The 22,532-nt window shown below is 51.4% G+C and carries 24 protein-coding genes; 5 read left to right on the top strand and 19 right to left on the bottom strand.

What is annotated here, in order from left to right; all coding sequences use genetic code 11:
• Position 1: 1 nt before the first annotated feature.
• Both truB and GWK77_00410 read right to left on the bottom strand, forming a co-directional pair.
• Positions 2–658, bottom strand: a complete 657-nt coding sequence (gene truB / locus GWK77_00415; protein QHU92652.1) for a tRNA pseudouridine(55) synthase TruB — start codon at positions 656–658, stop codon at positions 2–4.
• A 3-nt stretch (positions 659–661) separates the two neighbouring features.
• On the bottom strand, positions 662–2,434 hold the full coding sequence (locus GWK77_00410; GenBank protein ID QHU92651.1) for a hypothetical protein: 1,773 nt from the start codon (positions 2,432–2,434) through the stop codon (positions 662–664).
• 174 nt (positions 2,435–2,608) lie between these two features.
• Here GWK77_00410 and rpsT point away from each other — a divergent pair, with 174 nt between their 5' ends.
• The gene (gene rpsT, locus GWK77_00405) at positions 2,609–2,977 is read left to right on the top strand and encodes a 30S ribosomal protein S20 (GenBank protein ID QHU92650.1); all 369 of its coding nucleotides are present in this window, start codon (positions 2,609–2,611) and stop codon (positions 2,975–2,977) included.
• A 67-nt stretch (positions 2,978–3,044) separates the two neighbouring features.
• On the opposite strand, the gene GWK77_00400 is transcribed toward rpsT, so the two are convergent.
• From GWK77_00400 to GWK77_00375, 6 genes are all read right to left on the bottom strand, one after another.
• Complete coding sequence (locus GWK77_00400) at positions 3,045–3,905, bottom strand: hypothetical protein (GenBank protein QHU92649.1); 861 nt, start codon at positions 3,903–3,905, stop codon at positions 3,045–3,047.
• A gap of 97 nt (positions 3,906–4,002) precedes the next feature.
• A complete protein-coding gene (locus tag GWK77_00395; GenBank protein QHU92648.1) occupies positions 4,003–4,914 on the bottom strand; it encodes a hypothetical protein in 912 nt (303 codons plus the stop codon).
• 51 nt (positions 4,915–4,965) lie between these two features.
• Positions 4,966–5,844 carry a hypothetical protein gene (locus GWK77_00390; GenBank protein QHU92647.1) on the bottom strand — a complete coding sequence of 293 codons (879 nt, stop codon included), beginning with the start codon at positions 5,842–5,844 and terminating at the stop codon, positions 4,966–4,968.
• Positions 5,845–5,870: 26 nt separating this feature from the next.
• Positions 5,871–6,848: a bifunctional DNA-formamidopyrimidine glycosylase/DNA-(apurinic or apyrimidinic site) lyase gene (gene mutM, locus GWK77_00385; GenBank protein QHU92646.1), complete on the bottom strand. Its 978-nt coding sequence runs from the start codon at positions 6,846–6,848 to the stop codon at positions 5,871–5,873.
• A gap of 6 nt (positions 6,849–6,854) precedes the next feature.
• On the bottom strand, positions 6,855–7,502 hold the full coding sequence (locus tag GWK77_00380) for a hypothetical protein (protein QHU92645.1): 648 nt from the start codon (positions 7,500–7,502) through the stop codon (positions 6,855–6,857).
• Positions 7,503–7,548: 46 nt separating this feature from the next.
• Positions 7,549–10,083, bottom strand: a complete 2,535-nt coding sequence (locus tag GWK77_00375) for a hypothetical protein (protein QHU92644.1) — start codon at positions 10,081–10,083, stop codon at positions 7,549–7,551.
• 90 nt (positions 10,084–10,173) lie between these two features.
• Here GWK77_00375 and GWK77_00370 point away from each other — a divergent pair, with 90 nt between their 5' ends.
• Entirely contained in the window at positions 10,174–10,452 is a 279-nt protein-coding gene (locus tag GWK77_00370; GenBank protein QHU92643.1) for a hypothetical protein, read from the top strand.
• A gap of 111 nt (positions 10,453–10,563) precedes the next feature.
• A complete protein-coding gene (locus tag GWK77_00365) occupies positions 10,564–11,157 on the top strand; it encodes an AAA family ATPase (GenBank protein ID QHU92642.1) in 594 nt (197 codons plus the stop codon).
• Positions 11,158–11,480: 323 nt separating this feature from the next.
• Here GWK77_00365 and rpoD read toward each other — a convergent pair whose 3' ends face one another.
• Together rpoD and dnaG are read right to left on the bottom strand one after the other, a co-directional pair.
• Complete coding sequence (gene rpoD, locus GWK77_00360; protein QHU92641.1) at positions 11,481–12,446, bottom strand: RNA polymerase sigma factor RpoD; 966 nt, start codon at positions 12,444–12,446, stop codon at positions 11,481–11,483.
• Positions 12,443–14,176, bottom strand: a complete 1,734-nt coding sequence (dnaG, locus tag GWK77_00355) for a DNA primase (GenBank protein QHU92640.1) — start codon at positions 14,174–14,176, stop codon at positions 12,443–12,445. Before dnaG ends, rpoD begins: the two co-directional genes overlap by 4 nt.
• Before the next feature lie 54 nt (positions 14,177–14,230).
• Between dnaG and GWK77_00350 the strand changes: the two genes are divergently transcribed.
• A complete protein-coding gene (locus GWK77_00350) occupies positions 14,231–14,851 on the top strand; it encodes a hypothetical protein (GenBank protein ID QHU92639.1) in 621 nt (206 codons plus the stop codon).
• Between the two features lie 72 nt (positions 14,852–14,923).
• Here GWK77_00350 and GWK77_00345 read toward each other — a convergent pair whose 3' ends face one another.
• Genes GWK77_00345 through GWK77_00335 form a run of 3 tightly spaced genes read right to left on the bottom strand, consistent with a single transcriptional unit; the run spans position 14,924 to position 16,627 of the window.
• Complete coding sequence (locus tag GWK77_00345; GenBank protein ID QHU92638.1) at positions 14,924–15,259, bottom strand: MmcQ/YjbR family DNA-binding protein; 336 nt, start codon at positions 15,257–15,259, stop codon at positions 14,924–14,926.
• A gap of 15 nt (positions 15,260–15,274) precedes the next feature.
• Entirely contained in the window at positions 15,275–16,018 is a 744-nt protein-coding gene (locus GWK77_00340) for a hypothetical protein (GenBank protein ID QHU92637.1), read from the bottom strand.
• 57 nt (positions 16,019–16,075) lie between these two features.
• Positions 16,076–16,627, bottom strand: a complete 552-nt coding sequence (locus GWK77_00335; GenBank protein QHU92636.1) for an oligoribonuclease — start codon at positions 16,625–16,627, stop codon at positions 16,076–16,078.
• A gap of 43 nt (positions 16,628–16,670) precedes the next feature.
• On the opposite strand from GWK77_00335, the gene pyrH reads away from it, so the two are divergent.
• Entirely contained in the window at positions 16,671–17,375 is a 705-nt protein-coding gene (gene pyrH, locus GWK77_00330; protein ID QHU92635.1) for a UMP kinase, read from the top strand.
• Positions 17,376–17,467: 92 nt separating this feature from the next.
• Here pyrH and GWK77_00325 read toward each other — a convergent pair whose 3' ends face one another.
• From GWK77_00325 to GWK77_00300, 6 genes are all read right to left on the bottom strand, one after another.
• A complete protein-coding gene (locus tag GWK77_00325) occupies positions 17,468–17,902 on the bottom strand; it encodes a hypothetical protein (GenBank protein ID QHU92634.1) in 435 nt (144 codons plus the stop codon).
• Positions 17,903–17,948: 46 nt separating this feature from the next.
• A complete protein-coding gene (locus tag GWK77_00320; protein ID QHU92633.1) occupies positions 17,949–18,341 on the bottom strand; it encodes a hypothetical protein in 393 nt (130 codons plus the stop codon).
• A gap of 149 nt (positions 18,342–18,490) precedes the next feature.
• Positions 18,491–18,898: a hypothetical protein gene (locus GWK77_00315; protein ID QHU92632.1), complete on the bottom strand. Its 408-nt coding sequence runs from the start codon at positions 18,896–18,898 to the stop codon at positions 18,491–18,493.
• 151 nt (positions 18,899–19,049) lie between these two features.
• Positions 19,050–20,681, bottom strand: coding sequence for an arginine--tRNA ligase (gene argS, locus GWK77_00310; GenBank protein ID QHU92631.1), 1,632 nt, complete (start codon positions 20,679–20,681; stop codon positions 19,050–19,052).
• A gap of 30 nt (positions 20,682–20,711) precedes the next feature.
• Positions 20,712–20,867, bottom strand: a complete 156-nt coding sequence (locus GWK77_00305) for a hypothetical protein (GenBank protein ID QHU92630.1) — start codon at positions 20,865–20,867, stop codon at positions 20,712–20,714.
• 53 nt (positions 20,868–20,920) lie between these two features.
• Positions 20,921–22,498 carry a CTP synthase gene (locus tag GWK77_00300; GenBank protein QHU92629.1) on the bottom strand — a complete coding sequence of 526 codons (1,578 nt, stop codon included), beginning with the start codon at positions 22,496–22,498 and terminating at the stop codon, positions 20,921–20,923.
• Positions 22,499–22,532 lie beyond the last annotated feature (34 nt).

Genomic DNA, 22,532 nt, shown 5'->3' with positions numbered 1-22,532 from the left:
TTCAAGACGAAATCCCAAAATCCGCTAATGGTTTTGCCTGAGTGACGTCATATTCAGCGATAGCCTGGCGGCGCAGCCGGCGGCAGTAGGCCCCTGTTTCTAGCTTCTGACCAATATCAACCGCTAAACTCCGAATATACGTACCACTCGAAACATGCGCTCGAATCACCAGGCGAGGATACTCATAGGTGACAAGCTCCAGGGCGTAGATCGACACGGTGCGCTCCGGCATATCGACCGGCTGGCCTTGACGTGCCAGCTGATAGGCCCGACGGCCATTGATCTTGATGGCGCTAAATATCGGTGGGCGCTGTTTGATTTCACCCACAAATGTACCGAGTGCCGCTTCAACCTCACTGCGAGACGGCTGCCGCACCGACACGTGAGTCAGTTCACCCTCGGGGTCACCGGTTGTCGATATCTGGCCAAGCATGATTTCTGCTTCATACCACTTATCAAGCTTTGTAAAGGTATCAGCCTCGCGGCACTTCTTGCCCGTCACGATAATCATCAGTCCCGTAGCGAACGGATCGAGCGTACCAGTATGGCCAACTTTCACTTTCTTGCCCGCCGCCTGGCTGAGCACCCGCCGCAACCGCGCTACTACCCCGAAACTTGTCATGCCAGCCGGCTTATCAATGAGCAGCACCTCATCCATGGGCTATTTTTGTCCCGGGATCTGGAATTGGGACGGATTAAAGGTGCGCGGCGGCGCCGGAGCGGATGGCACTGAGGGTGAGGTGTTCAACGCTGGCAGTCCCCCATCTACAGCACCGACCGGAGCTGGTGGCAGCGGCGGTAGGCCTGAACCCGAAAAATCAGAGAAATCAGGCAGCGGCGGCAGGCCATGCATCACATTAGACTCAATATCAGCGAGCGTAGCCGGAGCAGACGACACTGTCGGTAGCGGCGAAGATGAAACTACCGGAGCGGGCGAAGCTGCGGGTTCAAGCGGCGGTGCAGCAGCCAGCGCCTCGGTAATTGCCGCGCGGGCGTCGCGCTCAGAATCTGGCAGCGATGGCGGCGCGGTAGATTGAGTCTGCTTGTCAGCCAGCGCCTGCGTCTCCTCTTTTAGTGCGGCAATGACCGCTTCGTCCTTATTGGTGGTCGCAAACGGGTCAACGCTCGGCGGTTCATCAGACTTCCCCATGGCAGCATTCAACGGCGATTCGCCGAGGGCCGGCCGCGACGCACCGACATAGGTACCGTGATGCAAGATGGTCTTGTTTTGATCAGTGTCAAGATCGCGGTGCTTATCCTCAGCCGCCCGCTCCGTCGTCGCGTTCAGCGTTCCACCTAGTAGTGGCGTGGCCGTTTCTGGCTCAGCCGACACCGACGCACTGATTGGTTGCGATGTCGATGGCGTACTACTCCGTCCGCTCGTCACTGACGCTGCTCGAAGGCGATCAAGCTGCGCCGTGGCCACACGAGCCGCTGCATCCTGCTCTTCTGCCCGAGTCTGTTTGGCTACCTCATCAAGGCTACCCCGCCGCTCGTGGCTGATTGATAACGCACCATCATCTCTTCTGGGATCAGCTGTCCTTGAGCGCCTCCCCCGCTCAACCTTGAAATTAGAACCATCCCCGCCATCGTCATCATCCGTCTTATCATCAGCTGTGTCATCAGCCGCCTGCTGTGATTGCTCTGACTTTGAACGCTCCTCGGCCTTAATAGCCTGCCCCTCGGCCAACTTGGTAGCGATCAATTGCTGATTCGCACCGACCGCCATCAGTTCTGCTGCCAATGTCATGACTCGTGACGAGGTTAAGTTATTACTAAACCGTTCCGTCGCTGCCACAACACCGGTTAGTAACGCCGTTGCGATCTGCTCATCCATAGTCACTTTCGGTGTTCGCAGCTCATCAATCAAATCAACCAACATCTCACTGACACCTGACGCCCTATCATCATGCCAATCGACCGTCCCGAGATTACTCCTCACCATGCCGGCAGTCACCGTCGATACCACCGCATCATGCAAAATCTTGCCATGAGCCGTCAGCGCCTTGTCGAGATGATCCTGGCTCTCAACATTGAGCGCAAGCACCAACTCAATATTATAATCACCCTGCGAGAACTCTAAATCCGCCTCGGTAATTGTCGCCCGGTACGGCGTGATAAAAATCTTCACCGCATCATCGACCACCTTGTAGCGCAGATGATCGGCTTTTTCCTTATCAAGCGCGATGATAAAATCACGCAGGCTGTCCGCCGTGGCCTCAAACGTCTCATCTGGCTCGAGGAAGGAAATTGCCGGCGGAATTTTACCACTAAAAACAGCCGTGGCGTGCTTGCCGAGTTTATTCAGGAAAATCGTTAGTCCCAGTGCCGCCGACAGCTCATCCACCGACGGATCAGTGCTCACCGTCACCAAAATGTTAGTCACATCCTTGATGCTCTGAATGATCTGCTGCTTTTGTGACTGGCTCGCCATTATCTTGTATCCTATTTATTTTTGTTTATACCTTTGGGTTAGATTATACATAAGCATTTCAGAAAAGTCAATAGACTGGGCAGTAAAATATGGGCCAGTCTTTACTTTTATCGGGTTTTTCTGTATAATCCATCCTTGATTAGCGAAACAAATTTATAGAGGTAAAGGAAATCTATGCCAATCATCAAATCCGCCATCAAACGGGCAAAACAAACCCTAAAACGCCGCGAGCGCAATATCGGTATCAAGCGCGACATCAAGTCAGCCGTCAAGGCCTTTATGGCCGAGCCAAGCGCCGCGACGCTGGCTGCTGCTCATAGTGAGCTTGACACCGCTGTCAAAAAGAACTTGCTCAAGAAAAATACTGCCGCTCGGCGCAAGAGCGCTCTCTCAGCTATCGCCAAGGAAGCTGGTGTGAAGCTTGAAGCAACTAAAAAGGCAGCCGCCAAAGCTCCAGCAAAGACGGCGGCAAAAACCACTGCGAAGTCAACTGCTACCAAAAAACCAGCTGCAAAAAAGCCAGCAGCCAAAGAGGCTAACTAGCCATTCACGGTTGCATCAACAATTACTCCCGTCGACTGGCGGGAGTAATTTGCTAATCTTACGAAAATCAAACCCAAGAAATCCCTACGACCCGCTTTTCGTCAGAGCTAAGCTCCATTCCCATTTTATTAAATAAATCATTCATATCCACCCGTTTCAGAAGAGTCCCCTGCGGTAGGTCTGCATATACTTCAAGTGTTGTCACTAACCGTGTTATGAGCTGAGGGCAGTAGCTGGCATCGGTAAGAAATACTACACGGCCTCGTGTACCTTTGTTTACGCTTTTTTCAATAATCGTCCTTAACGCGTCATAGAGACACCCGTCAGCACTCTTCAACATCCGCTCCCGCAGCTCATCAGCGGTCATTTTTCCCGAACTAAGTTTTCTCTGTTTAAGCGTCTCATGACGCGGAAAGTCTGGATCATAGAAATAACTAAAACCGTTAGCAGCTGCTTCAAATTTTGAATCGTAGAAAACCTCCTTAGGAATCTTAACCCCTGCCATGCTTTCGTATAAGTACTGAACCCTACTATCAGCATGTGGCACCCTAGACCCAGTCAGTGGCCTAAACCTTCCTGCGTTCCATTCATAATAATTATCCTTTATCTCTTTCGCCACGTCATACAGCCCCTCGGGACTCATCTCGTGTAGAGCAATATCTATATCTGCCGCAACCGATTGCCGACGATCTTCCATATCGACATTCTCACACAGCTGAACGAGATGAGGACAGTCCTTACCAACATGTCTTACCATATCAGCAATTACTAATACAGGCTCTCTATCAATAAATCCTTCGTCAATGTCTGTTTTTTCCCGTTGTTTTTTTCGATTAAATTCGTCCACAAACTCCTCCCACCGTTTGCCCTCACTTGAATCCCCGCCACTAAACTCCTGCGTACCGGGCGGCGTATCTCTATGCATCATGGTCAATTCCTTTCTTATCTTTCTGGTGAACTAACAGTAGCTTAAATTTTACTATATAATAATTATTTTGTCAAGCATATAAATAGCTTATGCTGGCTTAGTGATCTCTTCTAATCACACTAACCAGCGCCGTCTCAACCAATAGCCACGGCGACGCGCGGGTTGTCTTCATATGTTCATCAGCCTGCGCCAAGGCAGAATTAATTACCACAAGTTGCGCTTGCGTCATCCGCGCTGCATACGGTGTTACCTTTCGCAGTGCATACGGATGGGCCGCAAAATCACGAGCCACCACCCCCGTGTCACCGCCAGATAGCACCAGCGCGTTCAGCTGCACCAATTGCGAAACCAACAGCCCCAGCGTCTGGTACGCCCCATCATCACCGCTCTCCGCCTCGAGATAGGCAATGATCGCGCGCACTTTTCCCCGGTCGCCATCCAGCATTGCCGCAAACAACTCAAACGCACTTTCAGCCGGAGCCAGCGGCACCAGTGCATCGATTAGCTCATCATTCAGTTCGCCAGCCAACGCCAACTGCTGCAACACCAGATCAAGCCGTAGCTGATCAAACCCCAACCGATCGATCAGTGCCGTCGCCTGCACCGCCGTCAACACTATACCATGCACCTTGGCCCGCTCAATACACCACGCACTTAGTTGCGGCTTTTGGCGTTCAGTGAAACAAGCATATTCCCTTACCTCGGCATGGCTTTGCAGCCACTTATACGTTTTTGTGCGCTTATCAAGTTTTGTCTCTAGAAGGACAACCGTGGTCGCCACGCCGCTAAGTAGCTCCGGCAAATCACGCCACAATGCTACATTCTGACTCGCATCAGTAATGACCACCGCCTGCTCAGCAGCAAATAGGCTCTGCCCCATCACCACTTCACAGACCTCGGCGGCCGTCAGTTCTTCACCGTCACGCCGCACCACCGCCATATCACCAACCAGCGCCGCAAGCGCCGCCCGTTTCTCAAATTCGTTGTCACCGTAGAGGAGATAGATCACGACTTAATTATACCAAATACCCCCTTAGGTCACAGCTTTCGGTATACTGACTTATTCTTCCGCGTTACTCGGCTTTTGCATAATCTTTTTATATACAGCTATCAACGTAGTTATTTGCTCATTAGATAAGCCAATTCTTTTCAAGTCCACCATATAATTTGAGTAGAATGACCCCTCTCTATTATTCTGCCCGCCCATCTCTTCTATCGTTGCAAGGCTGGTCACACTGCCTGCCACAGACAGTATCTGATCGTCAGGGAGACCACCACCAGTCTCCATAAATATACCGTCAAGAAACTCGAGAAATTTAGCATCCTGATCCCTTGTCTTGTTGGCAGCAGCTTGAGCATTCATTTCCTTCTCTACCTGTCCTGACGAAACACCCTCACCACCAAGTGCTTCATTGAGAAACTTAAACCAAGGCGAGCGGGACGTCTCCTTAAGGTCAAGCAGACGCTCTGTGATCACGACTATTTTCCTCATCGGTTCAATCGTATCACCTGTTATTGTACGAGAAGCCATTTCAACTAACGACACACCTATAGCAGACCTCTCCATAAAGACACGCTCGAGAATTTGATACATTATCACTTGTCGAGCAATTGTCCTCTTCAGCTCTAGATCATCATTGCGATAGCCTTCATAAGCTGATAAATCCAACATGCTAAAATCATTACTTTCTAAGCGTCGTAGACCACTATTAAGAACGCCCCTCCCTCGCTCAAGCAACTCTTCTCCGCTCAATCCTGGCCGATAAATTGTGTCCACTTCATGCTTGTCTAGCATGCTATTGACCCTCAGATTAGCCTCTCTAAGCCCGGGGGACTGCTCTTCTTCCCCTAGTGCTATCAGGTAGTTTACCCACTCTTGATCCAAGTTGCTACTTGGCCGATAAAATTCACCATGTAATGGGGGCTCTCTTCTTGTCATAATATTGTATTCTACACTATAAGCTACTATTTGTCAAATATCGGTGGCTTCTGACACACCGGACAAATATGCGTGCCGCGGCCGCCAACTTTTAGCTTGATAATTTCTTGGTCGGGATGGCGATGGCAGGCTTGACCTTCGCGGCGAAACACATGAGCAAATGTCAGGTAATTCCCTTTTCGACCCTCGGCATCGACGTAATTTCTGTCGGTTGAACCGCCTTGATCGATGCTGAGCTGCAAAATTTGCCGCAGCTCGGTAAATAATGTATTCAGCTGCTGATCGCTGATGTTTTTTACCTGCGTCTGTGGATGAATCTGCGCCGCCCACAGTGCCTCGTCAGCATAAATATTACCAACCCCAGCGATCACCGCCTGGTCAAGAAACGCTGGCTTAATCATCGAATTCTGGCGGCGGCGAATCCGCTGGATGAAATCCTCAGCCCGCGTCTGAGGATCAAGTGGCTCCGGCCCAACTTTTTGCATGAACGGCAAGTTCTTCACCTCATCAGTCGGCAACAACTTCACCCAGCCAAATTTGCGCTGATCGTTAAAGAACAGCCGCGACCCGTCCACAAAATCAATCTGCACCCGCGTCGACCGATCTGGCAGCTCACCAATCAAACTGTCGTTCGGATGCCCGCCAGCGAAGTCGTCGATCTCGCGAGCGGTATCCGCATAAAAATTGCGGGCAAGGTTACGTGGGCCCCGAGATTTATTTGAAGACACCCGAGCACTATAGCGAGAGCTTTGGCGAAACACCAACTGCCCCGTCATCTTCAGGTGTATCACCAACGAATACTGCGTATCCAGATCAATCATCAGTACCTTTGCTCGCCGCCGCACCGCCGTCACGCGCGCGCCACATAAAAATTGTTCAACATCAGCCGGCGCATTCGGGAAACTTTTTGGTGAATCAAACACTGCCGCTCGCGCCACCACTCGGCCGGGCAGTAACTCTGCCAACCCGCGGCGAACTGTCTCGACTTCGGGAAGTTCTGGCATACGCTCCTAAAACTTGAACAGCGTGTCCCGCTGGTACAGCCCGATAGAGGTGGCCATTTTGCTACCGTCAGGGATTTGCTTGATAAACATATCGACGATTTCCTCGACATTAGCAACGGCTGATCCCTTGGAGCCGCCACAATCTGACGTCCATAGTGCCTTGATCGCTGTTCCATTCATCAACAATTCAAATTTATACACCTTGCCGGTCGCACAAATACCGCGCAGGTCATTTTGCTCATCGCTCAGCTGCCGGCCCTCCATCATCTTGCGCTTGTCCAGTGCGTACACCAACTCTTCATAGGCCTTGGCGTTATTATTCAGCTGCTTGGTGTTCAGCTGCTTCTCAATATACCCCTCATACGTCGTCATCACCCGCGACGACGGCGCAATAGTTATTTGATACGAACGGAATTTTTCATTAGCGACAATCGGGCCACGCACTGTCAGCCTGACCGATCGACCTTCGTCGGTTTGTAGTAAGTCGCTTTTTTTCTGCTCAGTTGTTTCTGGCTGCTGTTTTTGCTCATTGCCACCAAATATCGACCGGCTGATGCTGATAATCGCGACGATGGTCACGATGGTGATAATAATAACGAGCAAAATTGGCACAAACCGGGAAAAAGAATTAAACGAATTATACGTACGCCTCATGGGTTGATTATACCATATTCTGTCAGTTTTGCACTCACCGCCCCGGCTACACCTCGTCCCAGTGCAACCCCACGCCGACGTCCACTTTTAGCGCAATCGGTAGTTCCGGACAAATACCTTCCATTTCTCTGCGCATGATTTCACCGACTCGCTCAGCGTCTTCCGGCGAACACTCCACCAAAATCGAGTCGTGAACCTGCAAGGCTGGCTCAGCCAGCCCAGTCAATTTGTCCTCCAGTCGAATCATCGCCAGCTTCATCAAATCCGCTTCCGTACCCTGGATTGGCATGTTCATCGCTGCCCGCTCGGCTGCCGAACGCACCATAAAATTGCTCGACTTGACGTCTGGTGTGGGCCGCCGCCGGCCAAAATAGGTCTCGACAAAACCTTGTTCGCGCGCTTGAACTAAAATTGTATCCAGATACTGGCGGATTGGTTGGCGCACCGCAAAATAGTGTTCAATAAACCGCTTCGCCTCAGTAAACGTCATACCGGTAGCCGTCGCCAGCCCGTGCGGACTCATGCCGTACAGCACGCCAAAGTTGATCACCTTGGCCGCACGCCGCTGTGCTTTCGTCACCTCGGCCATCGGCACGCCGTAGGTCTCGGCCGCCGTCTTGGTATGAATATCAACATCGCTATTAAAATCGTCAATCAGCTGCTCATCGCCCGCCAGCACCGCCGCCAGTCGCAGTTCAAATTGCGAATAATCCGCGCCAACGAAGACCTTACCCTGGCTCGGCACAAACGCCTGGCGAATTTTCCGACCCAGTTCTGTTCGCACTGGGATGTTCTGCAGGTTAGGATTGGTGCTGCTCAGCCGCCCGGTGCTGGTGACATCTTGGTTGAAGGTGGTGTGAACCCGCCCGTCCTCGGCCACCAACTTCGGCAGCGCTTCAATATAGGTGCTGATCAATTTAGTCAGCTCCCGATACCGCTCAATCAGTTCAATAATTGGGTGTCGCCCACGCAGTTTATCCAACTCTTTCTGCCCCGTCGAATAGCCAGTTTTACCCTTTTTGATGCCGGTCGTTGGCAGCTGCAACTTGGTAAATAACACCTCAGACAGCTGCGCCGGACTAGCAGCGTTGAACTCGCGCCCAGCCATCGCATACATTTGTTGTTCAAGCTGGCTGACTTCCGCCGCCAGCTCCTCACCCATGTGTTCAAGGAGTGCCGTGTCTAACTTCATGCCGCGCTTTTCCATCTGAAATAGCGGCCAAATCACCGGAAAATCAAAGTCGCGAAGCACCCGGGCAATCTGCTGATGCGTCGCCATATAATCCTGCTGCTGGCGGTAAATCTGGCGTAGTCGCGCCAGCTGCCGCTCTGGGGAATTATCCTCAGAAAAATCGCCCGCCAACGCCATTAAACTGCGATCGCGCCTGAGCGGATCGATCAAAAACGCTGCTTGCCCAACATCCCAAACCTTATGAAAACGCACCGCCACATCGTGAACGTCTAGTGCGTGATACAACCCCTTGACGTCCGCCGCGATCACCGCGCCCTGCGCCAACAATTGCCAAACCGACCAGCCAATTTCACTAATCTTTGCGCGCCACGCCAAGCCATATTTGGAATTGATATACACCGTATCTGGCTCCAGTGGGTCAATATAAATAATATTTTCCGCCTCAAACAGCGGCTCAGCCGGCAGATTTTCAACACGCGGCAATTCCAAATCCACTGTCTCTGCTGCCTCGTCCACCGCTTGCATCGTTCGCGGCAACCGCCCAATCAGCGAATGAAACTCCAATTTCCGCAAAATTTCCGCCACCCGAGCAAAATCGCAGTCGTTAACATCAGCCACCTCCCAGTCCAGTTCCACCGGCGCGTCCGTCCAAATTTCTGCCACCTGCTTGGTCAAATATGCCGACTCGCGACCATTTTCCAACTTCGTTCGCAAAGCACCTTTTTGCTCATCCACATGCGCATACACCCCGTCCAGCGTGCCATATGCTTGTAATAATTTCACCGCCGTCTTTTCACCAACGCCCGGCACGCCCGGCAAATTATCACTCGAATCACCCTTCAGTGCCTTCAAATCCAAAAACTGGTCCGTCCGAATACCATATTTTTGTTCAAAATACTCCGCCGTAAATTCCTCGATGTTCCTCAGGCCGTTTTTCATGGCGTAGACTTTAGTGAGAGGCGACACCAATTGCAGCGCATCCAAATCCGACGTTAGCAGACAGGTTTGCACGCCGCGCGCTTCCGCCTGCCTGGCAAACGCGCCCATGATATCGTCCGCCTCATAATCATCGAGCTCATACAACGGCCAGCCGAACGCGTCCAGCAGTTCCATCAAAATCGGAATTTGCTGATAAAAATCATCAGGCGCTGGCTTGCGACCCGCCTTGTACTCTGGATATAGTTCCCGCCGCTTGCGGATATTAGTACCGCGCTTGTCCCACGCTACCGCCACATAATCCGGCTCTAATTTTTTAATCAGCTCAATCGCCAAACTCACAAACCCGTACACTCCGCCCGTCGGCGTACCGTCCGCCGTGCTCAGCCCCGGCATGGCATAATACCCTCGGTAAAACACTGATTTTCCGTCGATGACCGCCAAACGTTTCATATATTTAATTATATCAAAGTCTAGCCCTAGCCTCATAAGGCTTACCGTATATACTTGCAAAAAGTTAAATTATATGCTAGAATAATTACCATGGAAGATAGTAAAGATACATTACCACAAAGACAAACAATAGAAACCGGAGATCGCACGAAAGGTTCGTCTCAAGATCTTGGCAAGGTTGCCCTGGAGGCTGCCCAACCAGACGGTCAATATACAAAGAAACGCAAGGACAGCCTTGATGGTGTCGATATCGAAGATTTGATGCAGCCCACCCATGTAGATCAAAATGCTGCTAGGCTGGCAGCCGCAGAGCAAGCCGTGTACACGAACGACCTTCATGATCTTGAAGATCCTCAGGGATCTAAATAGTCAACTAATTAATAATCCGGCAGGCGACGAGCAGCTCATAAAAGATCAGTGTAGCCGACCAATAGCTACACCCGTTTGCCAGCCGACTAAGAAGTTGTTACAATAATCCCCATGAGTATAAGCGAGTATAGCTGCAAAATCATCGCCCTGGTCGGTCTGGCCGGCAGCGGCAAAAGTTCGGCGGTCGAATATTTCACCAAAAAGGGCATTCCAAAAATTTACTTTGGTGGCATCATCTACAAAGCCATGGAAGAGGCCGGCATTGAACCAACGTGGGATAATCAACAAAAATTCCGCGAGGAAATTCGCCGACGCGAAGGCAAAGATTTCGTCGTCAAGCGCGTCGTCAAATCCGCACATGACTTGATTGACGCTGGTCAAAAACTCATCGTCCTGGACGGTTTGTACACCTGGAGTGAATATAAAATCCTCAAGCACGAATTCCCTGGTCAGATGTCCGTCATCGCCGTTGTCACACCAAAACACCTGCGCTATCAACGCATGGCCAAACGCCCCGAGCGGCCGATGCAGCCACGCGAAGTTGACCAACGTGATTGGTCGGAAATTGAAAATTTGGAAAAAGGCGGGCCAATCGCCATTGCCGACTATTTCGTGACAAACGACCGCGGACTGGACGAGCTATACGCGCAGCTGGAGGCCGTCACTCACCACGAGCATTTTTGCAAGGCACCTGAACAGTGCTAAGCCCTGTGAAAGTATATCATTGTATCGCTCATACTTGCATAAAAGTATGCTATATGCTATAATTTGGTTCATGAGCAAAGCAGAACTACCTACACCCGAGCAAACATTGAACGCCGAACCACTCCCGGAGAAAAAGGTGCGAAGTATAGGCGACACCGCCGTGCAGGTAAGCAGCGGCGAAGCTGACCAATCAGGTCAAACACCACCCACGGAATCCCGTTCTTTCACGAAGCCAGTAGGGGAAGAGGTCACACCCACCTGGTACACATTAATCCGCGGCAAAGTGGTACCTAAGCAGGGGCGCTCAAGGGTAGTAGAAGGAGTTAGCTCAAATACTCATATAACTTTTTAGCGTCTTTGTGCTTCCTCAGCTTCGCCAAAGCCTTCGCCTCGATCTGGCGGATACGTTCGCGCGTCACAGCAAATTGCTGGCCGACCTCCTCGAGCGTATGGCTTTTGCCGCCATTGTCCAGCCCGAACCGCATGCGCACAATTTTTTGCTCGCGATCAGACAGGCTCGACAGCACCTCGGCGACCTTTTCCTTCAGCAATTGATTGGTCGCTGATTCTTCTGGCGAAATTGTATCTTCATCCTCGATGAAATCACCCAGCACCGAATCTTCCTCGTCACCATCACGCCCGATGCCAGCATCCAAACTCGACGTCTCTTGCCGAATTTTATTGATGTACTCAATCTTTTCCGGCTCCATGTCCATTTCCTTGGACAGCTCTTCCATTGTTGGCTCGCGGTTTAGCTCCTGAGTAAGCCGTCGCTGCGTCCGCACCAGCTTGTTAATCGTCTCGATCATGTGCACGGGGATGCGAATCGTCCGCGCCTGATCAGCGATCGCCCGGGTAATCGCCTGGCGAATCCACCACGTCGCGTAGGTCGAAAACTTAAAGCCCTTGTCCGGATCAAACTTCTCCACGGCGCGCAGCAAGCCAGTATTACCTTCCTGGATCAAGTCCAGAAAATCCAACCCACGGCCCGAATACCGCTTGGCGATTGACACCACCAAACGCATGTTCGCCTCGGCCATCTTGTCCTTGGCCTTCTTGTCGCCCTCAATGATCCGCCGCGCCAGCTCCATTTCCTCGTCCGAGCTTAACAGCGGGATTTTACCAATCTCACGCAGATACAACCGCACCGAATCGTCCGAAATGTCATCCAGATACTGGCCAGCGCTCAACGCCTCGAGATCTTCTATCTCCTCGTCATCATGTACCGCCGTCAGATCTGGCTCGAGTGGATCGTCATTGGTCGGGGTGTATTGCTGGTCGTTGTTCACGCATTCTCCTTAATCAGTGCGTTCAGCTGCTGCCGCAAGATGCGCGCCCGCGCCTCATCGCTGAGCTCCTCAGCCTCACGCAAATCTTCTAATAGTTGTTGTTTTTTTGTGTTACGGTGTTTACGTATCAATTGCTTTACCAAACGCGCCATTTCACTGTCCAGAGCTTCTGGTTCCCAGTCCATGTAGCGGCGTTCGCTTTTTAACTGTACTATTTTCACATACTGCTCAAATTTTTGCAAGGGGCGTGGCAATTTTTCTCGATCAAGTAGCGGCTCAGCTTGCAGCGCCGTCACCACTGCTCGAGCTGGCTCGTCCAAGCTTGCCGCCTCAAGCGCCCCAACCCAGCGCCGCGTTGATGGTTGACTAAGCGCCAGACCGACGATGATGTCCGCTAATTCGTCACGAGGTTTACTCGGAGTCGCCTTTTCAATCTTTGGTTTTTTGAGCTGAGCAGGCGGCGCCAGTCTCTCAGCACCAAGCTTTGCCCGCAAGGCCGCGAGACTAGCACCAGTTTCTTTAGAAATCACCGATAAATAATGCTCCTGCTCCACCGGATCTTTTAGGCTGCGCACGATTCTTAGCGCAGTTGTCGAAAATCGCCGCTTGCCCTCAGCCGTCGCCAAATCTTCCATTTCGGCGTGCCGAGCGATCACCCAATCGACGGCTGGCTGCGCCCGCTCAACCGCCGCTTGCCATAACGCTACGTCTTTTTGGATCAATTCGTCTGGATCTTTTACGTCATCCGGCAGGCTCACCACCTCTAATTCCACACTAATTTCCTGCGCCAAATTGATCGCCCGCTCCGTTGCGCTCACGCCCGCCCGGTCGCCATCAAACGCCAAACGAATCCGCCCCGCCAACCGGCTCAGCGCCTTCAGATGTTGCAGTGTCATCGCTGTCCCCGCCGTCGCCACTACGTTTTTGACGCCGGCTTGGTGGCTACTAACCACATCCAAATTCCCCTCGACAATCACCGCCGCATCACTCTTACGAATCGCCTCTTTCGCCTGATACAGCCCAAAAATATGGCGCGATTTATCAAACAGCAGCGTCTGCGGCGTATTCAGATACTTTGGTGCGCGCGGATCATCACGAATAATCCGCCCCGTAAAGCCGACCACCTCGCCGCTGCTATCGCTCAAAGCCATCATCATCCGCCCCCGAAACAAGTCGCCGCCGAACCGATTAACCAGCCCCGCGTCAGCCAGTTCCCGGCGCGAAAATCCCCGCTTCTCCAGCGCCTTCGTCAGCACATCGCCCTGATCCGGCGCATAACCGATTATAAAATCACCGATCGTCTGCCGATTCAGCCGCCGTTTTTTCACCGCATATTCTAGCGCTGCCGGATTTTTCACCAAATTTTGCTGATAAAAATTTGCCGCCAATTTCAGCGCTTCCCGCGCCCGCACTCGCCGCTTGGCCGTCCGTCCATCACCGCGGGAAAACAAACTCAAATCCACGCCCGCCTTGCGCGCCAAATGCTCCAACGCCTGGCAAAAATCCATCCCCTCCACCAGCATCACGAACGTAAAAATGTCACCGCCCTTGCCCGAAGAAAAATCATGCCAAATCTGTTTTTCCGGACTCACCATAAAACTTGGCGTCCGCTCATCAGTAAACGGGCTAAGCCCCTTCAGATTACGACCCGCCCGCTTCAGCTGAACATATTCACCGATCACATCCTCAATATTCAGCCGCGCCCGCACTTCTTCCTTGGCATCATTCATGATTTTTATTATATCACTCTTTACCTCTGTTGTTGTTTATGCTTTAATGGGTGTATGCAGCTACACAATGACTATGACGTGCCAACCGGTATCGATTATCTCAATCAAATTTCCGCACCGCCAGCACCGCAGGGCTTTGATAAAAAGTCAAAGATTATCTTGCTCATTCTCGGCATCATTGGGCTGCTCGGCCTGGTCTTTATCATCAACGCTGCCCAGAACGCCTCCCGCGGCCCCTCATTGACCAATCTCGTCGCCCGCTTACAAAAACTCCAAACCGTCTCCGAGAAATTTACTTCTCGCCTCAAATCCAGCCAACTCCAAGACGCCAATAGCTCGCTCACAGCCGTACTCACCACTGCCAATAAGTCCATCGAAACACCGGCCGCCGCCCAGAACATCGACGTCAAAAAAGACCTCAAAAACATCACCGCGCTCGACCCACCAACAAAACTCGAGGAAAAATTTGAGGAGGCCTATCTCAACGCTGACCTCGACAACACCTATGCCTACACCATGAATACCGAGCTGGCCGACACACTCTTGATGATGAATCGCATCAAGGAGGGCTCGCGCAGCAAAAGCACAATTGACTTTCTTGAGAAAACCATTTCCGACCTCACCAACGTGCGCAAACAGCTCATGGCGATCACCGGTGATTCGGACAAGTCATGAATTTACTCACCCTGCCACCAGCTAGGGGTGGATCGACACCACTTTTCTCAGCGATTAACCCCGCCGTCCTGCTTACTCAGCCACTAGCCGATAGCTCAACCGCGCCAAATCAAAAACTTCTTCGTCGCTCAGCTGCCCCGAGCAGATAATCGTATTCCAGTGTTTCTTATTTAGATGATAGCCTGGTAGCACCGTCTCGTACTTCTCGCGGAGATTCTCAGCCAGCAATGGATCGCACTTCAGACTGACCCTGAGTGGCTTTGAGCCTTCCGCCACTAATGCTACCATTTTCCCTGCGCCGTTATTGTCCCGACCAAATTTATACACCGCAACATCCTCGCCAAACGGATAATCCAGCCACACGCCAGGTAAACTGAGGATAAACTCTTCAAATTGTTTATGGGTCATAACCTAATTATACAATCACAATGTCTTAAGAGCAATTTTCTCAGCAATTCCCCGCGTCGCGCCAAATCGACTTGCGGCATTCACCGCCACAGCTGCCATACCGCGAAGCGCCGCTCGTGTTCGCGCCCTGAGGACATCTCGCCCAGTCAAGCCCTTTTGCTGATCCCGCTCTGACTGCCAAGCCAACCGGATTGCCCGGCCCGCCAGCGCCAAGCCTCGCTGCTTGTCACCCACTAGACTTTCAATCATACCCCAGCGGGATGCCATATTTATCTCGTACTGGTCAGCGTTCTCCTCTTCAGAGAGCTGATTTACTTTTGCCATGTCCAGTTCAGCTTGCCGCGTCATGAGTCGCGCCTTATCTGCCAACGCTTCAGCCCGACCCTCCGCTAACAGATACGCCTTTAAAGCAAACACACCAACATACGATGCCGTGGCCGACCGCTCGCGTAGCGTCTCAACTCCAGAATTCTCATTGACCGCTGTATCGTGAATATCATATGCCTGATCAATATAGTTGAGCGCCGCGTCAGTTTGACCCAAGCGATCGCTCGCGGCGGCCATATTGCGATATACCTCTCCGAGCAGTGATTCATTACCGGGGCCGCGCAGCTCCTCCATCATCAATGCTTTTTCGCCAAGGTATACAGCCTCATCAAAATGACCGCGCGAAATCTCATTCGTTAGCCCGGTCATATATTGCTGTAACTCAGAACTTACTGCACGCATTTTGGTCAACTCCTTTTGTCGAAATAGCATCAGAAAAGTATAATTTTGTCAAAAATTTAGTGGTTGTAAATGTGCTAACGGACCAACCTAGCTCTTCACCTTCTTCAGATAATATTGCAATTCCATAATACTGCCGCGGATGTCCTCCAGCGCCCGATGGTCCTCTGGTTTGGCAAATTTCTTGCCGTATTTACCCTCAAACACCACCTTCCAAGCACTAACGTCCAACATCCGATAGTGTAGCCTTTTTGACAACGTAGGCCACCACCCGTCAATAAACCGCCGATCCTGGTGAATTGAATTGCCGCCTAGTAAAATCCGCGGCTCGTCCGCAAAATATTCATCGCAAAACGTAAGTAGCTCACGCTCCACCTCGGCCAGCGGCTTGCCCGACACATTTTGTTCCTCCAAACCGCGGCGCGCCTCCAGATGTTCATTCCAAAAGCTGGCATTTCGATCCAGTAATTTCCTCAGTTTCTCTGGGTCGTGTTGTACAACTCCCTCATACGTCGCAATCTCCGTAAAATCCCAATCCGTGACGATCGCTGCCACCTCCAAAATCTCATCGCGCACCGGATCTAGCCCGGTCATCTCCAAATCCATCCATAAAATCTTCTTTGGCTTAAAGCTGGCTCTCATGTTTCTATTTTACCACTTCCTTGCAGCGTGCTACACTAAAACCATGACTAAACGTATCCTTCTCAAATTATCCGGCGAGCAGCTCCAGGGCGAGTTCGCCAGCGGCTTCGACCCTAAGCGGGCTCGTTGGATCGCCGAACAAATCAAACCAGCCTTGAATAGCGGTGCCGAAATCGTCATCATGGTTGGCGGCGGCAATTACGTCCGCGGCAACCAAATCATCGGCCACGGCATTCAACCTGTCTCGGCCCATAATATCGGCATGCTCTCTACCCTGATGAACGCCATCGCCCTGGCTGATGTCTTCAACGACGCTGGCTTGCCAACCCGCGCCCTGTCCACTGTAGAAATTAATCAATTCATCGACCAATACACCTTCCGCCGTGCTCTTAGTCATATCAAAAAGGGCCGTATCGTCATCGTTGCCTGCGGCACTGGCCGGCCCTTCCTGACTACCGATACCGCCGCTCTCAACCTCGCCCTAGAGATGCAGTGCGACATTGTGATCAAAACAACGAAAGTCGACGGCGTATATGATAAGGATCCGGTGAGATTTCCAGACGCTGTTAAACTTGATCAGCTATCATACCAGGACGCCCTCACTAACCCCGATATCGCCGTCATGGACAAAGCCGCCATCGGTCTGGCTATGGATGAACACATCCCGGTTATTATCTGCGACTTACTCACCGACGGCAATATTGCCCGAGCTGCCAACGGCGAATCAGTCGGCACGCTGATTTCCTAGCCCTGAGTACGGTACGCATCTTGTTCCAGCATAAATCGTTTTACATAAAAAATCCGCCGTATCTGTCCGGCGGATCTGTTTTTAAGGCCCAATTAGTCTTTTTTCTTGTCTAATTTATCCAGCTTCAAAAAGTGAATAATTGCATACACCACAAACGCCACCGCTAACAAAGTGATCAGCGAGCTAACGAATGCACCGTACAGAAACTCACCCTTACGACTGGCAATTTCAACAGAGAATGATGCCGCTTGCAGACCTTCCTGCGAGCCGACAATCAGCTGCACCAGCGGGTCGATGAACGCCGTCACCAATTTCTTCACCGTATCACCAGCCGCAGTACCGATCGCCAGACCGACAGCCAGGCCAACCACGCCTTGCTCACGGATAAAGGTCATAAAACCGCCGCCATGGCCCTTGACCGCCGCTGCCTTTTCTTTCAGCGCTGCCACGCTTGGTTTTTTCACAATCGATTTCTTAGTAGTCGTCTGTTTGGTAGTCGCCTTCTTGGCTACTTTCTTCTCTGCCATAAAAACTCCTTTACGTTAAGTAACATCTTGATTGTAGCATAAAACTTTACAAATTATCTAAAAGTTTTCTGGCTGCAGCAAGCTTACCGTTGCGCAGGCTATTTGGTGGATTCTCCCCGTATAGTTTAATAGCCCGCCAGGCAAGCTCCTTGTTTCCTGTCTGTTTGGCAATTTTTCGTATGATATCTGGCAAAAATAACTTATTTTTCGATTTATCGTCTGGAACCAAGCTCTCGTCCACCATAGTCGCTAAATCAATTGCTTCGTCATATTTTCCTGCCAATATTAGCCGACGACACAACCCATCAACTTCCTTCAGGCCATTTCGCGAATCAACATCAAGATATACCCCTGATAATTCTGATAGCCCTTTGCTCGCTGCTTCGATCTTGCCCGACCCCGCTCGTCGGACGGCATTGTACTGCTGAATCAGCAACATACGCCTCGGTACTGAGGGTAATGTTAAGAATTGTAATATCCGATTTCGGGGCTTATGTTCATGAGATTGTACCGCATCAATAGCATCGAACGACAGCCATGGCCTTGAGCTCATAAACTTTTGCCTATCAATCGACGGTGGTAGTCGTTTCAAGAGTTCCTCTGAAAAAAATGCACCGCCCGCAACTCACCCATCGCTAGCTGGTCAAGCGGGTTGGGCGCACCGCTGCCAAGCACGCCGGTCATATCACAACATAGCTCCTCCGTCGCCACATCGAGCAAAAAAGCTCGCTCACTGCCCCGATCAAATAGTGTCACCATGGCATGCTGATTCGCGTAGCTGATGCAATGCTCAATGCCGAGCTGCTCCAGACACTCTGACGCAATAATGGCATGGCCAAAACAGTTTGTAGCCTCACGACTGGCAACTTTGACTGCATTGAGTAGCGGTGAATCAGCCGAAGTCGGAGCAAAATCCACCGTTTGTCGCACCACCTGTGCTATATTAACTGCCGCCTTCGTTGCAGCATCATACGTCTGCGGAGACTGTTCATACACCGCACGAATCAACTTCAGCTGCGCTGCGAGTCTAATAAAAGTTCACGTCGTAGTCCTGGCTCAGCCTTAACTAATTGCCGTTTAGGCGTCATCAAATTAGCAGAAAGATACTCTTCCATCTCTGATGTATCATACAATATTTACTAATATTTTACAATTTATCAGGGGCGACGATACCAAGAATGGTGAGTCCCGCCTTCAAGATATCAGCATACACCGCCACCAGACCGACGCGGTGCGCTTCTTTATCGCTGCCGACAACTCGATTTTTCTCGTAATAGCGGTTGAACTCCTGCGCCAGTTCAAACAGGTAGGTGCAAATATGATGCGGCTCCAAACTTTCGGTAGCACGGTTAACTGCCTCAGCGTATTCGCTCAATTTCCTAACTAGCAGCCAATCTTCGTCGAACAATTCCGTCGGGAAAGCAACTGCTTGCTCAGATTTTGCCAAAATACCCCGCGCCCGAGCGTGCGCGTATTGTAAGTAGCTACCAGTGTTACCCGTCAAACTGACCGCGTCATTAATGTCAAACACTACGTCGCTACCGATTTTCACTTTCAAAAATTGATAGCGCAGTGCGCCCGCCACCACTTCGTCGGTCGGCTCGCCGCCAGCTTGCTTGATGGCTTTTTTGAATTCGTTGAACAACCAATCGATAGTAATCACCTCGCCGGTGCGCGAACTCATCTTGCCGGTGGTTAATTTGACTAGGCCAGTCGCATAATTAAACAATTTACCTTTCAGCTCTGGAATCGCCAATTCGCTGGCGGCAATCACCCCGCGGAAATACGCCGCCTGCTCTTCGCCGTTGACCGTAATCGATAGGTCTAGGTTTGGATAATCTTGGCGCTTCAGCTGAATTAGCCCCATGTCGTGCGCGCCGTATAACCCATTGCCGTGCGAACCGATGAACACATTATCAAACGCACCGTATTGGCTACCTTTGAAGATGTACGCACCATCTGATTTAGTAAAGACTTCTGGGGTTTTTTCTTTGATCAAGGCCTTGCCCGGCACTTCAGTCTCGCTCTCGACGTAGCGCCGCTCAATTGGAATATTGCCGAGCCGCGCCACATTGGCGTCAATTTCATCAAAACTCCAGGCCTTACAAATCTCATACACCTGCTTATACAGCGGATCGTCCAGCACAAACGATTGCTTGGCTAACTCATCAATTTCCGCCCGTGCCTCTGGTGACTCTTTGGCTGCCCGCGCTCCCTCAACGTACATACGGCTCATAAATTCGTTGCGCTTATCAGCCGGAATAGCGTCTAGCTTGCTGACATCGCCGTCAATTTCGCGAAGAATCGCCCACATGCTCTTGCCGACATGCGTGCCGACATCGCCATGGTAACTCACTCGGTGTACTGACGCACCATCTACCGCCAGCAAATTCGCCATGGTGTCCGCCAAAATCGCATTCAACGCGTGGCCAATATGCATGGCCTTAAATGGATTTGGACAATTGGTCTCAATGACCACTGTCTTTCCTGAACGATTGGTCGCCGGCCGCACTTTCAGTGACTCAAGCACCGCTTGGTCACTTAACGTCACATTGATAAAGCCCGGCCCAGCCACACTGACATCACTAAATTCCTCACGACCACGCAGCTCCTCAGCAATCGCCTCGGCAATCTCGCGCGGATTCTTACCCAAGGGTTTCGCCAGCTGCAGCGCCGCATTAGTCGCAAAGTCGCCAAACTTCGGGTCAGGGCGCGTCAATTGCACCGATACATCTTGATCAAAAAGTTGCTTCACCGCCTGAGAAATAATCTGTTCCATACCTTCCAGTATAGCAGACAACAAGCAGTTTTACTCCTGACCCATTTCTTCCAGCTGCAGCAGCGTCACCGAACTCGGACTCGAGCCCTTGACGTGACGCAAAACATACCCAAGCGCCGAGGCATCGTCATGACTCAGCGTCGTCTTATCAAGCGGATCCTGCATTTCAATTGTTTCTTCAGCCATTTTTATTCCTTTTTATTTTAGGTACTATCTGGCTGTATGTTAGCATAAGTTTTTTACTTTGTCAAGGCAGCTCGAATCAGCCCGTCAAATAGCGGATGCGGTCGGAATGGGCGCGACTTAAATTCAGGGTGAGCTTGCGTAGCCACGAAATACCGATGATGCGGCGCTTCAATAAATTCCACCAGCTGACCGTTCGGCGACGTGCCAGAAATCACGAGGCCGCCCCGCTCGATCGCTTGAACAAAATCTTGATTCACTTCGTAGCGGTGGCGGTGCCGCTCAATTACCTCTGTTTTACCATACATTTTAGCCGCAAGCGAACCAGATTTCAGCACCGCCGGATAATCGCCGAGGCGCATCGTACCGCCGGTCGACTGCTTGCCCTGCTGGCCATCCATGATGTACACCACATTCGCGCCAGTCTCAGCGCCAAACTCTTCACTGTTAGCATTCGCTACGCCGCCCAAACGCGCCGCCGCAATAACCGCCGCCTGCAGGCCAAGACAAATTCCTAAATACGGCTTGTTGTTTTTTATACAATATTCAGCCGCCTTGATTTTCCCCTCCACGCCGCGCGTACCAAAACCACCCGGCACCACGATGGCGTCAACGCTGGCAAAATCAGCCTCACCAGCCGTCTCGGCGTTAATCCACTTGATAGAAATCTCGCTTTTGTTCGCCCAAGCGGCAGACTTTAGCGCCTCGGTCACTGACAAGTAGGTATCAGAATTATCAATGTATTTAGCCACCAAGCCGACGGTCACCCGCTTGGCATATTCAGTAGTATCGCGCTGAGCTAGACGTTTCCATCGCTGTAAATTTGGCTCAGTGGCGTTGTCGGTAAACTCGCCAAGCAGCTTGCCCAAATCACGGTGCACCGTCAATGGCACTTCATATACCGTATCGACATTTGGCATCATAATAATTCCCTCACGGCGCACACCAGACGAAATAGCAATTTTTTCGCCGATACTGCGCGGCGGCTTGTCGTGACCCTCAGTCCGCACCGCCACCACGTCCGGCATAATGCCAAAACCACGAAGATCCGCCAGTGCATTCTGAGCTGGCTTGGTCTTATACTCGTGCGATGCCTCCAAAAATGGCACATACACCACGTGCACGAACAGGCAATTTTCCCGCCCCACATCCAACGCAAAACCGCGGATCGCCTCGATAAAACTCAGACCTTCGTAATCGCCGACGGTGCCGCCAATTTCCACGATGTGAACGTCACCTTCGGCCGCCTCGCGGATAGCCGCCTTGATGGAATTAGTCAAATGAGGCACCATCTGTACCGTCTGGCCGCCAAATTTGCCGGCTCGTTCATCAGCGATAAGATCACGCAGCAGCCGACCCGACAGCGTGGTGTTTTTCCGCGTCAGTTCCAAATCCAAAAACCGCTCGTAATGCCCCAAATCTAAATCAGTCTCAGCGCCATCTTTGGTCACAAAGCACTCACCGTGCTCTTTTGGATTCAGCAGTCCGGCATCAACATTCAGATACGGATCGCACTTCTGAGCCGACACGACGATGCCTTTAGCTTGTAATACTGCACCGATACTCGCCGCCGTGATGCCCTTACCGACACCAGATAACACACCACCAGTAACAAAGATGTATTTTTTTATCATCACTTCTCCGACCTATCAACAAAGGTGTCAAACT

It is taken from the genome of Candidatus Saccharibacteria bacterium oral taxon 488 (assembly GCA_010202645.1).
GTDB lineage: Bacteria > Patescibacteriota > Saccharimonadia > Saccharimonadales > Saccharimonadaceae > Nanosynbacter.
The sequence above is the reverse complement of the archived record's forward strand: the minus strand, read 5'-3'. Positions and strand labels throughout refer to the sequence as shown.

Coding starts and splice junctions, on each gene's coding strand:
- GWK77_00340 (QHU92637.1), bottom strand. CDS start 16,018: ATGCTATTTCGACAAAAGGAGTTGACCAAAATGCGTGCAGTAAGTTCT.
- GWK77_00320 (QHU92633.1), bottom strand. CDS start 18,341: ATGTTGCTGATTCAGCAGTACAATGCCGTCCGACGAGCGGGGTCGGGC.
- GWK77_00345 (QHU92638.1), bottom strand. CDS start 15,259: ATGACCCATAAACAATTTGAAGAGTTTATCCTCAGTTTACCTGGCGTG.
- truB (QHU92652.1), bottom strand. CDS start 658: ATGGATGAGGTGCTGCTCATTGATAAGCCGGCTGGCATGACAAGTTTC.
- mutM (QHU92646.1), bottom strand. CDS start 6,848: ATGCCAGAACTTCCCGAAGTCGAGACAGTTCGCCGCGGGTTGGCAGAG.
- GWK77_00300 (QHU92629.1), bottom strand. CDS start 22,498: ATGATAAAAAAATACATCTTTGTTACTGGTGGTGTGTTATCTGGTGTC.
- GWK77_00370 (QHU92643.1), top strand. CDS start 10,174: ATGGAAGATAGTAAAGATACATTACCACAAAGACAAACAATAGAAACC.
- GWK77_00350 (QHU92639.1), top strand. CDS start 14,231: ATGCAGCTACACAATGACTATGACGTGCCAACCGGTATCGATTATCTC.
- GWK77_00390 (QHU92647.1), bottom strand. CDS start 5,844: ATGACAAGAAGAGAGCCCCCATTACATGGTGAATTTTATCGGCCAAGT.
- GWK77_00400 (QHU92649.1), bottom strand. CDS start 3,905: ATGATGCATAGAGATACGCCGCCCGGTACGCAGGAGTTTAGTGGCGGG.
- GWK77_00365 (QHU92642.1), top strand. CDS start 10,564: ATGAGTATAAGCGAGTATAGCTGCAAAATCATCGCCCTGGTCGGTCTG.
- GWK77_00380 (QHU92645.1), bottom strand. CDS start 7,502: ATGAGGCGTACGTATAATTCGTTTAATTCTTTTTCCCGGTTTGTGCCA.
- rpsT (QHU92650.1), top strand. CDS start 2,609: ATGCCAATCATCAAATCCGCCATCAAACGGGCAAAACAAACCCTAAAA.
- dnaG (QHU92640.1), bottom strand. CDS start 14,176: ATGAATGATGCCAAGGAAGAAGTGCGGGCGCGGCTGAATATTGAGGAT.
- pyrH (QHU92635.1), top strand. CDS start 16,671: ATGACTAAACGTATCCTTCTCAAATTATCCGGCGAGCAGCTCCAGGGC.
- GWK77_00335 (QHU92636.1), bottom strand. CDS start 16,627: ATGAGAGCCAGCTTTAAGCCAAAGAAGATTTTATGGATGGATTTGGAG.
- GWK77_00410 (QHU92651.1), bottom strand. CDS start 2,434: ATGGCGAGCCAGTCACAAAAGCAGCAGATCATTCAGAGCATCAAGGAT.
- GWK77_00375 (QHU92644.1), bottom strand. CDS start 10,083: ATGAAACGTTTGGCGGTCATCGACGGAAAATCAGTGTTTTACCGAGGG.
- argS (QHU92631.1), bottom strand. CDS start 20,681: ATGGAACAGATTATTTCTCAGGCGGTGAAGCAACTTTTTGATCAAGAT.
- GWK77_00305 (QHU92630.1), bottom strand. CDS start 20,867: ATGGCTGAAGAAACAATTGAAATGCAGGATCCGCTTGATAAGACGACG.
- GWK77_00325 (QHU92634.1), bottom strand. CDS start 17,902: ATGGCAGAGAAGAAAGTAGCCAAGAAGGCGACTACCAAACAGACGACT.